The following is a 16,566-nucleotide window of genomic DNA, read 5'->3' as shown; positions in this document are numbered from 1 at the left end:
TGATGCGTGTCGTTGATATTCTTGCAAGCGCGTGGACAAAAAAACTATCCTTCCTTGCTTCACGGCAATAACTCCACCATCACCTGCCTGCTGTCACTTCTGCCCTGATCGTCAACCACGCTAAGCTGATGCCAGCCGCCTGCTTGTGGCCGCCATGCCAGGCCGCTGGTTTTTGCGCTGCCCAGATAAATCTGATTATCAAACCAGTAAAGCTGCTCGCTGCTGGCGGCGGCTTGCAGGGGGATGGTTTCGTCGGGTTTGGACAGGCGCAGGGTGTAGCTAAGGCCTGCCAGCGGTGAGCTGATTTTGGGCGCGTCACCAGGGCTGGCTATGCCGCTGCAATCGATATGCGGTGGTTTGCGGCGGGGGACGCCTGCTTCTTTAAACAGCCTTGCCATATCGCTGCTCCAAAACTCAAATATTTCTGTTTTGGTATGGGCAGGATCGTAAGGCGGGCAGACTGCGAGGCCGCTCTTGGTATCGATGTGCACTGGCTGATGCAGGGTGCTGACGCGGATAGGCGATTTGCCTGGGATAAACCATGTGCTGCTTTGCTGAGGGCAATAAGCATTGGGTAAATCGCCGCTGGCGGTGCAGATATTGATGCGTTTCAGACCCATCGGTGTGCTGCGTGGTTGCGGCTTATCGGCGGGTTTTGCCAGGGCCAGTGCGTCGCTGATGCGAAAGAACAGCGGGGCGGCGGCTTCCAGACCGATGAGCGCTGGGTTGCCTTGGCCGTCAAAATTGCCCAGCCAGACTACCAGTACATAGGGGCCAACCACGCCTGCTGTCCAGGCATCGCGAAAGCCCCATGAAGTGCCGGTTTTAAACGCCACAGGCCAGGCATTGCTGCCGCCGTCTGGCCGGGGATTTTTACTCAGCATATCCAGTGCCAGCCAGCTGGCTTCGGGGCTAAGCAAGACTTCTCCACGTGGCTTGGGGCTTTCTTTTAAGTAGCGCAGCGGTTTTAAGCGGCCATCATTGAGCAGCATGGTGTAAAGCCCGGCCAGCTCGACCATGCTGACTTCGCCGCCGCCCAGCACCAGTGCCAGCCCGTAGTGATTTTCTGATTTCAGTTTACTAATGCCAGCCAGCTGCAAAAAATCGTAAAAGCTGGGGTTTTTTAGCTGGCTGGCCAGCCACACAGCGGGGATATTGCGGCTTTTGATCAGCGCTTCGGTGGCGCTTAAGGGGCCAACAAAACGGCCGTCGAAGTTTTCCGGCTGATAGGGGCCAAAGGCGCTGGGCGTGTCGCGCAAAATACTCTGCGGGTGTATCACGCCCTGATCCAGCCCCAGCGCATAAATAAATGGTTTTAAAGTAGAGCCAGGCGAGCGTTTGGCCTCGGTGCCATTCACCTGCCCGGCAATGCTGGCGTTGAAATAATCCGCCGAGCCGACCAGGGCGCGTACCGACTGATCGCGCGTATCGACCAGCATGGCGCTGGCGTTCACAATGCCGCGTGTGCTGCTTTGCGCCAGATATTGGCGGATTTGTTTTTCCAGCAGGGTTTGCAATTGCAGATCGAGCGTGGTGTTCAGCGTGCTTTGCTCTGGCGAATCGGCCAGTCTTTGTTCCACCCAGTGCGGTGCACGAAACGGCAGTTGTTCGAGGCGCTTTACCGGCAGCGGCAGGGTCATCAGGCGGATTTGTTCCGGGCTGACAGCGTAGCGTTTTTGCCAGCGTTGCCACAAGCGCTGGCGGGCATCGGTGAGTGATGCGCCGCTGCCCAAACGCTGATTAGGCTGCTGCGGAATCACCGCCAGCGTCAGGCTTTCTGGCAGGGTGAGTGCTTTGGCTGGCTTGCCAAAGTAACTAAGGCTGGCCGCCGCCGCGCCTTCAATATTTCTGCCGTAGGGGGCGAGATTTAAATAGGCTTCTAAAATATCGTGCTTGCTATAACGCGCCTCCAGCCACAGCGCCATGCCGATTTGCCTGAGCTTGCCACCAGGGCTTTTGGTATTAAGCCGATATTTAAGCCGCGCTAATTGCATGGTTAGCGTGGAAGCCCCTTGCCTGGCCCCGCCGCCATAAGTGGCTGTGATGGCGCGAAGCAGCGAGATGGGGTTGATACCGGGGTGGTAGTAAAACCAGCGGTCTTCCTGCAATTTTAGCGCGGCTATCAGCGTGGGGGAAAAATCCTCCAGCGGCAGCCACAGCCGGTAGCGCTGATCGGGGGCAAGAGTCAGCCGCAGCAACTTACCATCTTGCGCCAGCACGGCAGTCGACCCTGCAACCGCCAGCGATTCATGCGGCCACAGGCGGATCAGCAGCGGGCTGAGGATTAGCAGTGCAAGGATGAAGCGTTTGAAGAGCCGATGTTTCAACAAGCGGTGTTTCCTGCTGAGTGTGTCTTGTAGCTTGGGTTACGCGATATATCGCTGAGCGAGGTAAACCGCGCACGCAGGCTGCTAACCCAACCTGTAAATACTTGGTGCTCTCCCCGCCCTCTGTGTCTGCAGAACTTTTCCGCAGTAGATTTGCAAATCAGCCACTCGTAAGCCTAACCTGCCCGGCGCATAGATTGTTGATTTCTTCCAGCAGCGCAGTGGTTTTGTCCTGGGCGAGTTGCAGTTGTAAATAGGCTTCGATATTGCTGTAGTGCACGCCTAAAACGATGCCTTCGTTTTGGGCGACGAAGCGGCGGATGCGGCCTTCGTCGGCAAAGGGCAGGGCGATTTCGATATTGTTTTGGGTAACGCTGGTGATGTATTCGGCATCCAGCAGAGCGGTGGCGATGGCATCGGTATAAGCGCGGGTTAAGCCGCCAGCGCCCAGCTTGATGCCGCCAAAATAGCGCACCACCACGCCCAATACACCATCGAGATGCTTGTGCTGCAAGACATTCATAATCGGCTTGGCCGCCGTGCCCGATGGCTCGCCATCGTCATTCATCCCCGATTCACCGCCCGCGAGCAGTGCCCAGCAAACATGCCGCGCCTCGGGGTGTTGCTTCCAATAGCCATCGACCAGCGCCAGCGCCTCAGCGCGACCGCTCACCGGGTGGATATGGGCAATAAAACGGCTTTTTTTAATGATGATTTCTGCAGAAACGGCAGTGGCAATGGATGTAGTCATGGGGTATCTGGCGTAGCTTGGGTTAGCCGGTTTATTCGCGGATTTTTGCGGATAAATTGGCGTAACCCAACGTGATCAGGTGAACCGATCAGGGATTAGGGATCAATAGTTTATCTGATCTGTGCACTTATTGCGCACCGCTTTTACCATGAAGCGGCATTGCCACTAAGCAAAAAAAAGACCTTTTTAGTGCCTTCGGCACGTTGATTTTGGAGCGGTTAGCCACCGCGGGGCCTTCCTTTCTTGAACGGCCAAGAAAGGAAGCGAAAGAAGGCCGCCCCACGAAACACGAAGGCCCCTTCGCTGCGGACAATCGAGGCGGCGGCGGGCGGGACTCGCTCGTGCCTCGCTGCCCCTGGCCGAAACCCCGCCCCGCTTGTTCCTCGCTCCGGCGTGTTTCAAGGGGACTTTAAGCCCTATGCGAAGAGCGTGATTAGTATGTTTTTCGCTGTTTGCTAATGAAAAAACAATTTGGCTGGCGCGTATGGGGTTGCACCAGCCCTACGTTTTTTTAGATATTCAAGGCTTCACAATTTCCAGCTTCCCTGCCACGCCACGGCCTTGTTGCTTGCTGTACATGCCTTCTGCGTAAGGGGCCGGGCTGGTAAATAGCCCCGCGTGTGTGGCGCGCAGCCGGTAGACGAAGGTGGCGGCGTCTTTGTTGATTGTGCCGTAGAGCACGATTCTGTCGTCCCGCATATCCAGATAATCTGGCCGCCAGTTGGATTGTTTTTCACCCAGCGGCGCTTGCCATGCCGGGCGCTGCGGCGCTTCTCCCTCACCTTCGCCTTCTCCCTCGATCACTTCTGGGGCTTCTTCTTTAGGCGATGGCACGATTTCTACACCACCGGGAAGCAGCTCAACAATCGCCATTTGGGAAGCAGGCTGATCCGCGCGCAGGCGCAGGCGGACTAAAAACTCTTCGCCTATTTTCACTTTGCTGATCACTTTACCGGCCAGATCCGTGTATTCACGGATCACTTCCACGCCCTGCTTAATGGCGGCGCTTGGCGGGGTTTTATCAAAACCTGATTCACTCAGCAGATAAAATCCGGGCAGTGAGCCTTCTTTGCCGAAGCGTACACGGTTGGCGCTGGTGGAAAGCGCAGCGTTGTTTTCCAGCCGCTTTATATCTAAACCAGTCACCTTGCCACTTTTATCCACTTCGGCCAGCGTAAATGTGCCCGCATTGCCTCCATAGGCTTCCAGACCCAGCATCAGATAGGCAGCCGACAGCGAGTGATAGTTTTGGCTGCTGATGGCCTTGCCTAATTCGCTGAGCTCACTGGCAGGCACGCTGCCCAGCTGCTCTTTAAAGTGGCGGGCCAGCAAATACAGGCGCTGGGCGTCGTGCACGTTAGGGTCGTAATAGGTTTCGGCCTGATTATTTTTACCAATCAAGCGCCACGGCACGGCCTTAAATAATTTATTCGCCAGGGCATCCTGTTTGAGCAACTTGTAGCTGGCGGCTAAATAGGCCGCGGTCAGATCTTGCTGCCAGGTCTTGGCGTGATGCGCGTCCAGCTCCTGTTGCAAGGAGGCGATCATGCCGCTGGTCATGGTGCCCTGGCGGCTTAACAGGTAAATCGCGTAGGCACGCTCTCTGGCCTCGGCCAGATTCTGGCTGCTGCCGGTGGCCAGTTGCTCCAGCCAGGCATTGCTTCTGGCCAGCATATCGCGGCTGACCGGCAGGCCGCGCTCTGAGGCTTCCAGCAGATAATGCACGGCGTATACCGAGGCAAAGCGCGAGATATCAGGATTGCTGGCCCATAAGCCAAAGCTGCCATCGTCATTTTGCCGCTCGGCCAGGATCTGGATCAGCTTGCTGAACGCAGCCTGCGTTTTGGCTCTGTCTAAGTCAGGCAGCAGCAGGGCGGGGAAGCCCTTGCTAATCACCTGCTCGGTGCAGCTATAGCCGTAGCCATCCAGGAAGCTTGCCAAACCCTGAGCCCAAACCAGCGGCGAGCCTGCCACACCGGCAATCACCTTGCGATGCTCGTTAAACAGCACACGGCTAAGCGCGACTTCCTCGCTGCTCTTATCAAAGCGCCCGACGGTCAGCTTGGTGGAATACGGCACGGCCGGGCGGATGCTGACGGCGTCTCTGGCTATGCCTTGCTTACCGCCGCTGCTGGCGGTAAAGCGCAGCGAGCCAGAGCCGAGTACCGCGTTGGCTTTCAGGCGGAACTCCGCATTAGCCTCGCGCTGCCCGTCTATGCTCAGGTTTTGCACTGCTGGCGAGATCAGCGTAAAGGCAGCATCGGCGTCCAGCTTCAGTTGCACCGCGGCCTTGCCCGATGCGCGCAGATTATTAAACACGCCTACGCTGACGGTAAATTCATCGCCCGGGGCCAGCGCATAAGGCACATTGGGGCTAAGAATTAAATCGCCGCGCACTTGCGTTCCGCCTTCAAATACGCCGATTTTATCCGCCGTTACGGCCACGGCCATCAGACGTAATTTGCCGTTAAACGTATCCGGCACGGTATAGCTCAGCGTTTTACCCTGCGGCCCCACATCGATCAGCCCCGACCACCACGCCACGGCGGGCTGGCGTTTTCGTTTAAAGGGGTTAAGGTGTTTGCCAAGCAGCCCGGCGGCGTCCCCGCCCGGTGCAGCACCCTGCATCAGGCGCGAGAATTCCGGCAGGATTAAGTCGAGAATCTGGCTGGTACGTACATCCAGGGCACGTTTCTGGAAGAAAAAATCCAGCGGTTGAGGCGTTTTATAACGCGCCACTTGCAAGATGCCTTCGTCCACCGCAAACACCACCACGCGGGCTTCCTGATTGCTGCTTACTTTAAGCTCCAGCTTTTGCCCCGGTTTTACTTCCCTGGCGTTGGCGATTTTTACCTCGAGTTTTCTGGCATCTAAATTCACCGCAAACGGCACTACGCCGTAGGAAAGCGGGCTCATATAGACTTCATCGCTGCTTGGGCTGCGGATAAATTGCACCGAGATATAGCCATTACCTTCAAAGTTTTTCGGCAGGGTGATTTTTTGTACCGAGCTGGTGGTGTCGGCCTTAAACCAAACGTGGCTATAGACTTTATCCCTCTCGATCGTGATCAGCCCCGCGCCGGTGTAGGGCGCGCGGATATTGATCTCGATCTCATCACCGGGTTTATAAGAATTTCTATTTAGCGTGAGTTGCAGCTCGGCATTGCGCTCTAAGGAACGGGCAATATTGGCCGCGCCCACTACGGTGTATTCGATACGGTTTAGCTCTGCGCCATCCGGCCCTCTGACCACCAGCGCAAAATCACCCGGTTCGGCGGTGGGCAGCGTCAGATTGCTGCCGCTGGCGGGCAGGCTGAGTGGCTTGCTATCGCGGTTTATTTCCTTTTTGCGCGATTGATATTTGTAAGTTTCATCGGCTTGCTTCACCAGCACCGATACATATTTGCGCTCTACCCAGCTAAGGGTGAGCTGCTCTGCTGCGATCGGCTTAAGGTTGGGGGCTATCGCCAGCCAGTGCGCGGCGCGTTTGGCGTTACGCTGGATATAGCCCAGCTCGCCATCCGCTTTTACCCCGATTAAATAGGGGGCGGATGAAACCAGCACGGCGCTTTCCGCCGCTACACCGCGGCCAGAGCCGGATTCAAAAGCGCGGGCAGTTAAATGCAGCTGATAGGTGGAGCGGGCAAAGCGCGCCAGATTCAGCGTCAGCTCGGCGTCCCCCTGATCGTTGCTGGTGGCCGATGGCAGCGCGTCTCTGAATGGCTCTTTCAGCTGGCCCGCTTCGCTGAAGCGATATTGGGCAAAGGCCGCAAAGGCAGGCACACTGGGCGTTAAGATCATTTCGCCTTCTACACGCCGCCCACCGGCCGGGCTGCCAAAGAGATGCATCACTTTTACATTGGCCTTGATGTCTTCGGGTTTAATCCAGCCTTCTACCGGCGCATTGCTCAGCGTGGCGTTCACCTTCATGCGGTCTGGCTCAAACTCTTTGATCTTGATGCTGCCGCTGCCTATTTGTTCGCCGCGCTCTTTACCTTTGACCAGATAAACGCCGATTTGGTAATCGCCGCCGGGTGAGGTTTCGCTGCTGGCAAAGTCAACGCTGTCAAAGCCGCTGGCGGATAACTTGATTTTGTCCTTTTTAACGGTCTGTCCGCGCGGATCGGTGATTTCGATTTCCAGCGGCAAGCCTGCCAAAGAGCCTGCCCAGTTGGCGGTGCGGGTAATGCTGTGGATATGCGCGGTTTCGCCGGGGCGGTACATGCCCCGGTCAGAAAACACAAAGCTGCTGAGCTGCTGCGCCGATACGGCATTAGCTACGCCGCCAATATCAAAGCGCGACAGATTCAGCTGCCTGTCGTAGCGGTTAATTGGCAGAAATGATACGTCCTCACCTTGTTTCACCAAATACATCAGCGGTGCTTTTTCACGCACCAAGTCTTTTAGCGCCGGGAAATGGGCGCGGCCCAGCGCATCGGTCTGGCTGCTGGCCACGGTTTGCCCATTGCGGCCAATCACCTCTACCGTGGCCGCCGCAATGGCTTCGCCGCTGGAGATCGATTGCACAAACACATCATTGCTATTGTCCACAGCTGTTTTGGCCAGCACGCCTAAATCAGACACCAGAATAAAGCGGCTGTCGCTGGGTTCTTCTTCACGGTTTTTAGGCGCTTTAGGATCAAAGGGCGTGAGTTTCAGCATAAATACGCCACGACGGTTGCCGGTTTTATCTGCCAGATAGCGGGTCAGATCGATACTGTCGTAATAAGGTTTGCCGGGGTCGGTGGCGGGCAGGGTACGCTCTTCGGTGAAGCGCTCGACCAGGGTATCTAAATACTGATCGGCGATTTCAGGCTTGGCAAAGTTGCCGTTATTCTGGTCGACTAAATGATGCAGCTGATTAGGCAGCAAGCGGCCTGTTTCGATGCGAACGCCGCTGAGGCCACGCGCCACAAAAGCCACTTTTTTATCCGACGCCATAGAAAGCAGCGCGCCATTCGATAACAGCTTGATGGCTTTGGGATAAGGCGCCACCTGAAATACCTGCGTCATTACCTTGCCTGACTGATAGCCACCAAAGGCTTGCACACCGGCATCCACTTGTAAAAACACCGAGCGCCCTACGGGGGCAGAGAACTTCCAGCTATGCTGCGTGCCGTATTCTTCTTCACCCGGCAGCGCTTTTAGCGCCAGGGCGTTGGTGAGTACGGCCTGCCCAACCTGGCTGGCCCCCCATTGATAGACGCCGCGCTGATCTTCTTTTGGCGTATTCGGTGGGTATTCTGGCAGCAGCCATGCGCGCACTTTGCCTTTAAGCGCCGCTTCGGAAACCGGTACATTGCTGCTGAGCATCACTACTTGTTCTGGCTCGTAGCGTTCATTATCGGCCAGCAACATTTTTACGTTATCAAAGCGCAGGCTGTAGAGGCCTGGCACGCTGATCTTGCTGTCTAAATCGGCATCCAGCTTATTGCCGCCCTGTGCGGCCTGAGCGCCTTTGGCAAGAGTGAGCAGAATATCGCTGTCTTCTTTGGGGATGGTGAGCGGGGCTGAATGAATAAAGGCGTTGAGTTTTGCTTTATCAAAGCTGATTGAATAAGGCGGAACCTTGTCGCTTTGATAGCTCAGCCCGCCGCCCAGCTTCAGGCTGATATTTTTCTGGATGCTGGCAGGGTCTACCGGATGGCTAAAGTGTAAGGTGGCGACCAGTTTTTTAAGATTAGCGTCGCGTGGGTCCTGGTAAAAACGCGATTCGGCCACATTGGCGGCAAAGGGCGCAGTCTTGAAAGTAAAGCTGTATTCCTCGAGCTTAACGCTTTCGGCAAAGAGTTTTTTCTTAGCAAGCGAAACTTCAAATTCGGCGTCTATCGGCCAGTCGGCCTTGGGGCGGAACACCAGTTTTCTATCGCCTTCCCAAACCCAGCTCCCTGCTAATGCCGGGGACAATTGCACGCCATCGCCTGCGGGCTGATCGATTTGCTTGAGTGGTGCTGCGGATTCGTTAAATTCCACCACCAGAGGCAGTGGCTGAGGGCGGTCTTTTTCGTCATAGGGCGTCAGCTCAGGTGCTGTGACCACATAGCTTACCCGTTGTGGTTTGGGCTGAGCCTGATACCAGCGCCAGCCCATCGTTCCACCTGTTGCCAGCAGGGCAAGAACCAGCGTTGCAATCCCCGCTTGCTTAGGCTTGGCACGCATCCAGCGTACTGCCGCCTCCAGCCACAGTGCCAGTTTTTTGAGCCAGCCCGGCGCTTGCCAGTTCACCTCGCCAAACAGCAGTGTTAAAACCCAGGATATCCCGCGAGATAAAAGCTGGAAAGCGGGCAAGCAAATCTGCAAGGCTTTGTTCATTATGGGGCTCGGCTATTGGTAGTGCGGGTGAGACCCGCCAGACTCTGGCATAAATACTATAAAAACAGCGGGTTTAACCCTGCCTGTAAAATTCAGCCTGTGCTTGATTTGCCAGCTCTTGAAATTGTAAGAGCTATTCTTATACCCTGCTTGGGAAAGCCGTTTTTCAGGCTAAGAGTGTGCAAATTCGCCACTGGCTGCATTTCAGTACGCGAAATTTGCAGTCTGATCCAGCGAAACGGCAATCTGTCTTTCTGCCGTTTTCATCTGTTCGCCGTGATCGCATACTGAAGTTATTCCAACCGAGGACATTGGGTTTTGCGATGAAAAATATACTGATTGCATTATTGTTGCTGTTGCTGGCAATTTACGTTGGGGCAGATTTTTTTAATCACGGCATGAATTTAAGTTTTAGCGGTGATGGGGATAATTGGGAATGGACAAGCAGTGGTGCTGATGCGCTGATTGCTATTCCTGTATTACTGATTGTGGCGGCGATTTTAGTTTTAGTGTTTTCTGGTGTTGCTGTGCTTATTCTGGCCATTGGCCTGTTCGCCGTATTAGCCTGCCTGTTACCTGCGCTGATTTCATTAGCTGTACCGGTATTAATGGTGTATTTGCTTTATTTGCTGATTCGTAAAGCGAAGAGTGTGTAGGCTGGAAGGAGCGCTATCAGTCCAAATTTTCTCTGTTTGGAAAATATTGGGCTGATAACAGCCAGGAAGCAATCAATTGTTCTTTGTACGCTTAATGTAAATACAGATTGCTAAGCTACAAATGACGAGCTCTAAAGCGAATGACCAATGTAGTATGAAATTAAGCCACCATGGCTTATAGAGGGCTGTTACGGTAAACAGAGCAAAGGGTTGATCTATAAATGGAAAAAACCACCAGATATCCCCAACGACCGTATCTAAAATCATGTGCAGGATGCAGGATGTGCAAGCAATAAAAGAGAGGAATCCCAGCTTTTTTTGCGAAGAACAGGCATAGAGTGCATATGAAATAACAGCCAAAGAAATCCATAGCAAAGGCCAGTGAGTTATATATTTATGATGGTGCGTCTGGCGATGGTCAATTAAATAAAAGTATATAAGATCCAGATCTGGAAGAATTGCCCCTGATACGGCAGATAAAAAAATAAGGTGTGCTGGAATTGTTGTGTTTTTAATTTTTTTTAAAATAGATACAGCGTAGATGTAGCCCGAAGGAATATGCGCTATGAACATGGTTTTTCTGAGCTTTTATCTGGTTGTTATTAAGTTTGGTATGCCATTATATTTATTTTCTGAATACGATAAGACTTTGTAGCCTGCTTATTGTTGTTATCAGAATAAAAAAAGAGCGCACCCTGTGCGCTCTTGGTATTTCAAATCATGCAGATTTAAGCAGTCAGTTCCAGCAGTTTTACGAATGCGTCGTCAAATTGCTTCAGGCCTTCGGTTTGCAGCTGCTCACCTTGCAGGTTGTAGTTGATACCTAGTTTACGCAGCGCGGCCAGGTTAGCAACGGCTTGCTCTGTACCTGTTTCAAGAGTCAGTGCGGCTACGCCGTGGTCGCGGAATAGATCGAGCGTGGCATCGGGTACGGTGTTGACTGTTTCCGGCCCGATCAGATCGGCCACATACATTACATCGCTATAGGCTTTGTTTTTGGTGCCGGTAGAGGCCCAAAGCATGCGTTGCGGGTTTGCACCCAGTGCTTTCAGTGCTGCAAAACGTGTGCCGTGGAAGAGCTTTTTGTAATGTTCATAAGAAACTTTTACAAAGGATTTTGCCACGGTTCCGCGCAGTGCCAGTGCTTCTGGTGTGCCGATTTCTTCCAGCTGCGGATCAATCAGGCTGTCAACGCGGGATAAGAATACCGATGCAACTGCGTGAACGTGATCAACCGGCTGGCCAGCGGCAACGCGTGCTTCCAGGCCGCGGATATAGGCGGTGAGCACTTCGTCAACGTGTTTCAGGTTAAACATCAGGGTGACGTTGATATTCAGGCCAGAGGCAATCAGCTCTTCAATGGCGATCACGCCTGCGGATGTGGCAGGCACTTTAATCATCAGATTAGGGCGGTTAATGGCAGCCCACAGACGTTTTGCGTTGGCAATGGTGCCAACTGCATCGTGTGACAGTGTTGGGGATACTTCCAGCGATACATAGCCGTCTTTACCCTTGGTTTCATCGTAAATCGAGCGGGTTACATCGCAAGCAGCCTGCAGATCAGGAATCACCAGCGCTTCGTAGCGTTGCTCAGCAGTTAAATCTTGTTTTTTTAATTCTGCCAGGTCGCCGGTGTAAAGCGGATCAGAGCTGATTGATTTAAAGAAAATGGCCGGGTTAGATGTCACCCCCATGATGCCGTCTTCTTTCAGAATTTTGGCAAGTTCACCAGATTGAATCAGACCACGCGATAAATTATCCAGCCAGATGCTTTGACCTAGGGGCTTAATAGCAGCGATTTTGCTCATGGGTGACGCCTCAAATAAGAGATGGGAAAGGTTGATGCTCGGCGTAAATTATCCCCTATCCCTGTGGCTTGCGCATTTGTGATCACGCAATAATTTTGACTATTTTTTACTATTTTTTTGTGGGAATAGGTATTGACAGGGCAGGCGTTAATAAATAAAGACAAAGAACAGGCTGGCGGTTTTTTGGGATAAGTATCTACACAAATCAGTCGTACTTGTTTCTCCCTTTGAAAAAGGGGGGGCCAGGGGGATTTTGTAGTTGATGTTGGGCTTAAATAAGCAAAAAACCAAAGGAAAATCCCCCTCAATCTCCATTTGATAAAGGGGGAAGTTCTACAGCGCCGGATTGACGCCATGGCGTTGTGCAGATGCCTATTGGGGATTAGTTATTAATCAATCGCTGTGGCGGGAATTTCACTGAGAATACGCTGCCTTCACCTGATTTGGATTGAACCAGTAATTGGGCCTGGTGGCGCTGGATGATGTGTTTCACGATGGCTAATCCCAGCCCTGTGCCGCCGGTGGAGCGTGAGCGGCCTCGGTCAACCCGGTAAAAGCGCTCGGTCAGGCGGGGTAAGTGTTCAGGCGAGATGCCAATGCCCGAGTCTTTTACGCTGAATAAGCCGTGCTCAAAGCTAAGATTCCATGACAGGGTAATCTCGCCGCCATTAGGCGTGTAGCGGATGGCATTGGAAACTAAATTACCAAAAGCAGAATGCAGCTCGTCGTGATTGCCAATTAATCGGATTGAATCGAGCTGGCCTATGGTCACGATATGGCGGCCTTGCGACAGGCCCTCGGCTTCGGCAGCTAAAAGGCGCATCAGTTGCGGCACGTCGACTTCTTCTTCGCGCATTTGCTGGCCACTTTCCAGACGGGAAAGGGTCAGTAAATCGTCAACCAGGCGCTGCATACGCTGGGTTTGATCGTACATCAGCTGCAAATGCTGGCCGCGTGTTTCCGGATCTGTATCGGGCATATCGATCATGGTTTCGATAAAACCGCCCACTACTGTCAGCGGGGTACGCAGCTCGTGCGAAACATTGGCGACAAAATCGCGGTGTACGGTTTGGACGCGATCCAGCTGAGTAATATCGCGCGATAAAAGAAGTTTACGGCTGGAATCAAAAGGAACGAGCTGCACGGATAGAACCTGCTCTTGCGGACGGTGAGTATGTAAAATCAGAGGATGGGCAAAGTCCTGGCTGCGCAGATATTCGCGCAGTGATGGATGACGGACAATATTGCTGATTACTTGCCAGACATCGCTCACACGGTTAATCGCCATATGCTGGGCGGCAGAGCGGTTACACCATTCGATTCTGTCGTGCTCATCCAGAATCACCACGCCATCGGGCAGGGCCTCGCTGGCATTGGTAAAGCGATCCAGCGTATTGGTGAGGCGTTCCTTAATTTTGCTTTGCAGCCTGACCTGGTTGTAAACCCGGTCGAACACTTCCTGCCAGAGCAAGATGCCACTTGGTACATTATCCACACGGGAGTCTTCTACCCAGCGGTGTAAGCGGCCAAGATTCACCAGGTGATACAGAACTGAACAAGATAAAAGACCTATCGCGGTTGCCATGCCATAAGTCAGACCAAAAATAGCACCAATGGAGGCAGAAAAAACCGCCATTGTCAGGTAATGAATCAGAGATCGTAGCCAAAGCATTCGGTTTTATATCCAGAGTAAAACACTCGCCTTTTTAAAAATACTAAGGCTTACAAGGCGTCCAGCATTTATCCATAAAGAATTTTGTATTTCTTTTAAAGCTTTATGTAAGGATTTTATCGCTAAACCAAGGGCTTGTCGTTATATGAATGCTTAATTATTGTGAGCAGACAGTCTGTAGCCTGTACCGCGTACGGTTTGAATTAAACGGTCAAAGTTAGTTGATTCCAGGGCAGAGCGCAGGCGCCGGATATGCACATCTACGGTACGCTCTTCCACAAAGACATGATCTCCCCAGACATGATCAAGCAATTGGGCGCGTGAATGCACACGTTCCGGATGAGTCATAAAAAAGTGCAGCAAGCGAAATTCGGTAGGGCCAAGATCGATGGTTTCGCTGTTGCCGGTGACACGGTGTGTAGCAGGATCAAGGCGCAGGCCCTGAACTTCAACGGTGTCATCTGTAATTTGCGGTGCGCGGCGGCGTAGTACAGCCTTAATGCGTGCTTGCAATTCGCGCGGGCTGAAAGGCTTGGTAATGTAATCATCAGCGCCTGTTTCAAGGCCGATGACTTTATCTTGTTCGTCCGAGCGGGCGGTGAGCATGATTAAAGGAATTTGCCGGGTACGCTCTTCAGAGCGCAGTTTCCTGGCAAAATCGATGCCGGTCATGCCAGGGAGCATCCAGTCGAGCAGGATTAAATCGGGCAGGGCGTTTCTTACAATGTTTTGCGCGCTTTCTGCAGAGTCGGCACGCATCACATGATGGCCAGCCTGAGACAGATTGAAAGCAATCAGCTCCTGAATGGCGGGTTCGTCTTCAACAAGTAAAATATTAGCGGGCATAGCGATTGACCTCGCGGAATAAAGTTCCACATTTGTTGCAAGATTAAGGCCTGAATATGTATTTAATATGACAAGTCTGCCAAAAGTGGTCTTATTTTTCTGAGCTGTGTCGTATTTTTTACACTCTGCCTGCGCGGATTGGCGTGCAAGCCGCTGTTAGCAAAGGACTGAAGCGGGGTATTATGCGGGGGTTACGTCAAAGAGCTTTTCTGCCCATGTCCGGACTATCAAAAACAACACCTTTGCCAGCAGAGATAAAACTTCATCAGGCCTCAAAGCAGCTGGAGATTCATTTTGATGAGGGCAGCTGTTTTATTCTGTCCTGTGAGTATCTGCGGGTACACAGCCCTTCTGCTGAAGTGCGTGGCCACGGTGCCGGCCCCGGAACATTGCAGGTTGGGAAGGCGGACGTCAATATTATTGATATTGTGCCGGTGGGCAATTACGCCGTGAAACTGGTATTTGATGACGGCCATGATTCAGGGCTTTATTCATGGGACCATCTTTATGAGCTGGGGCGTCATCAGGCGGCAAACTGGCAGGCTTATTTAGATAAGCTTGCCGATGCCGGGGCTTCAAGAACTCTGTAGCTTGGTGCAAACACACGAAATTAAAGCGATTAACGCGCAATGGCGGGCGTAACCGCCATCTGATGAGAGAAAATAATGAGCGATCCAAGTACCCATTTTGGTTTTAAAACGGTTAACGAATCCGAAAAAGCGCAAAAAGTCGCTGAGGTTTTTCATTCGGTGGCTAAAAAATACGATGTGATGAATGACTTAATGTCGGGTGGTCTACATCGCGTCTGGAAATTCTTCACGATTGAAACCAGCGGTGTGAAAGCCGGTGACAAGGTATTGGATATTGCCGGTGGCACGGGTGATTTATCCAAAGCCTTTGCTAAAAAAGTCGGTAAAACCGGCCAGGTATGGCTCACCGATATTAATAGTTCCATGCTGGGCGTGGGGCGTGATCGTCTGCTGGACCAAGGCTATGCCTTACCGGTGGCGCAGTGCGATGCTGAGAAACTACCGTTCCCGGATAATTATTTTGACTGTGTTTCGGTGGCGTTTGGTCTGCGAAATATGACGCACAAAGACGCTGCGCTGGCGGAAATGCATCGCGTACTCAAGCCGGGCGGGCGTTTGCTGGTGCTGGAATTCTCGAAAGTATGGGCGCCGCTTAAACCTGCTTACGATATTTATTCGTTTAAATTGCTGCCGTTTATGGGCAAGCTGGTCGCTAACGATGCAGATTCTTACCAGTATCTGGCCGAATCCATCCGCATGCATCCGGATCAGGAAACCCTCAAGCAAATGATGAAAGATGTGGGCTTTGGCCGTGTCGATTTCCATAATATGACGGGTGGTGTGGTAGCCCTGCATAAAGGGATAAAAATCTGATGTTGCTGGCCGCCGTACTTAATCGCCTTTTGGCAGAGGATGCGGCAGCGAAGGCGGAGCTTGCGCAATTCGCTGGCCGTACGATTAAAATTTCTTTGCCCATGGTCAGCGAAACGCTGGTGCTGATGCAGGATGGCCGCCTTGCAAAAAGCATGGCCGAAGCAGAAGCCACGCTGGATTTGCCGCTGAGCTTTTTTACCCGCCGCATGCAGGATAAAACAGCCGCCGCCCGCCATGTACGCCTCAGTGGCGATGGCGAGCTGGGCAGCCGCATCGGCCATGTGCTGAGTGGCCTGCGCTGGGATGCGGCAGAGGAATTATCCAAACTGATTGGGGATGTGGCCACGCAAAGGCTGGTGAGTATTGCTGGCAAAGTGGGCGGTATTCCTGGCGCAATGGGCTCGAGATTAGTCGTTAACTTAGCCGAATACTGGCGCGATGAAACCCCGCTTTTAGCGCATAAGCGCGATGTAAATCAGTTTTGTAATGAAGTCGATGAGTTACGCGATGCGCTGGCGAGGCTGGAAAAGCGAGTTTCAAAGTTAATGTAGGGTGGTGTACATCCCCTGTGTGCTAAGCAAAGTCAAAAAGATCTTTTTAGTGCCTTCGGCACGTTGATTTAGGTGCGGGATCCCCGCGGGGACTCACTTTCTTGAACGGCCAAGAAAGTAAGCAAAGAAGGCCGCCCCGGCCAGCACGAAACCCCTCGCTGCGGACAGCGGCGGCTGCGGAACTCGTTTCGCTCAAACAGGCATCAAAGAAACCCCGCCCGCTTGTTCCTCGCTTCGGCG

Annotated in this window: 11 protein-coding genes; 4 read left to right on the top strand and 7 right to left on the bottom strand. The window is 52.9% G+C overall.

Annotated elements, in window-relative coordinates; genetic code table 11:
• Nucleotides 1-59: 59 nt before the first annotated feature.
• The 3 genes from pbpC to HA050_RS02995 form a co-directional block, all read right to left on the bottom strand.
• Nucleotides 60-2,330, bottom strand: coding sequence for a penicillin-binding protein 1C (gene pbpC / locus HA050_RS03005; RefSeq protein WP_205836262.1), 2,271 nt, complete (start codon nucleotides 2,328-2,330; stop codon nucleotides 60-62).
• 157 nt (nucleotides 2,331-2,487) lie between these two features.
• Entirely contained in the window at nucleotides 2,488-3,078 is a 591-nt protein-coding gene (locus tag HA050_RS03000) for an IMPACT family protein (RefSeq protein ID WP_166821826.1), read from the bottom strand.
• Between the two features lie 519 nt (nucleotides 3,079-3,597).
• Entirely contained in the window at nucleotides 3,598-9,390 is a 5,793-nt protein-coding gene (locus HA050_RS02995; protein WP_166821824.1) for an alpha-2-macroglobulin family protein, read from the bottom strand.
• Between the two features lie 323 nt (nucleotides 9,391-9,713).
• Here HA050_RS02995 and HA050_RS02990 point away from each other — a divergent pair, with 323 nt between their 5' ends.
• A complete protein-coding gene (locus HA050_RS02990) occupies nucleotides 9,714-10,046 on the top strand; it encodes a hypothetical protein (RefSeq protein ID WP_166821822.1) in 333 nt (110 codons plus the stop codon).
• Between the two features lie 72 nt (nucleotides 10,047-10,118).
• Here the strand turns inward: HA050_RS02990 and HA050_RS02985 are convergent, their stop codons facing one another.
• The 4 genes from HA050_RS02985 to phoB all read right to left on the bottom strand — a co-directional run bounded on the left by HA050_RS02985 (nucleotide 10,119) and on the right by phoB (nucleotide 14,372).
• Nucleotides 10,119-10,619: a metal-dependent hydrolase gene (locus HA050_RS02985; protein ID WP_166821820.1), complete on the bottom strand. Its 501-nt coding sequence runs from the start codon at nucleotides 10,617-10,619 to the stop codon at nucleotides 10,119-10,121.
• A gap of 155 nt (nucleotides 10,620-10,774) precedes the next feature.
• A complete protein-coding gene (tal, locus tag HA050_RS02980) occupies nucleotides 10,775-11,854 on the bottom strand; it encodes a transaldolase (RefSeq protein WP_166821818.1) in 1,080 nt (359 codons plus the stop codon).
• A 382-nt stretch (nucleotides 11,855-12,236) separates the two neighbouring features.
• Nucleotides 12,237-13,526, bottom strand: coding sequence for a phosphate regulon sensor histidine kinase PhoR (phoR, locus tag HA050_RS02975; RefSeq protein ID WP_166821816.1), 1,290 nt, complete (start codon nucleotides 13,524-13,526; stop codon nucleotides 12,237-12,239).
• 153 nt (nucleotides 13,527-13,679) lie between these two features.
• Nucleotides 13,680-14,372 (bottom strand): phosphate regulon transcriptional regulator PhoB, encoded by a 693-nt coding sequence (gene phoB, locus HA050_RS02970; RefSeq protein WP_166821814.1) that lies wholly within the window; start codon nucleotides 14,370-14,372, stop codon nucleotides 13,680-13,682.
• A 215-nt stretch (nucleotides 14,373-14,587) separates the two neighbouring features.
• On the opposite strand from phoB, the gene HA050_RS02965 reads away from it, so the two are divergent.
• From HA050_RS02965 to HA050_RS02955, 3 genes are all read left to right on the top strand, one after another.
• Complete coding sequence (locus HA050_RS02965; protein WP_166821811.1) at nucleotides 14,588-14,962, top strand: gamma-butyrobetaine hydroxylase family protein; 375 nt, start codon at nucleotides 14,588-14,590, stop codon at nucleotides 14,960-14,962.
• 75 nt (nucleotides 14,963-15,037) lie between these two features.
• A complete protein-coding gene (ubiE, locus tag HA050_RS02960) occupies nucleotides 15,038-15,775 on the top strand; it encodes a bifunctional demethylmenaquinone methyltransferase/2-methoxy-6-polyprenyl-1,4-benzoquinol methylase UbiE (RefSeq protein WP_166821808.1) in 738 nt (245 codons plus the stop codon).
• A complete protein-coding gene (locus tag HA050_RS02955; RefSeq protein WP_166821805.1) occupies nucleotides 15,775-16,326 on the top strand; it encodes a ubiquinone biosynthesis accessory factor UbiJ in 552 nt (183 codons plus the stop codon). The genes ubiE and HA050_RS02955 overlap by 1 nt, the downstream gene beginning before the upstream one ends.
• The last annotated feature ends 240 nt before the right edge of the window (nucleotides 16,327-16,566 follow it).

The organism is Iodobacter violaceini, assembly GCF_011601265.1.
Lineage (GTDB): Bacteria > Pseudomonadota > Gammaproteobacteria > Burkholderiales > Chitinibacteraceae > Iodobacter > Iodobacter violaceini.
Note: the sequence above shows the minus strand (reverse complement) of the source record. Positions and strands in the feature narration are given on the sequence as shown.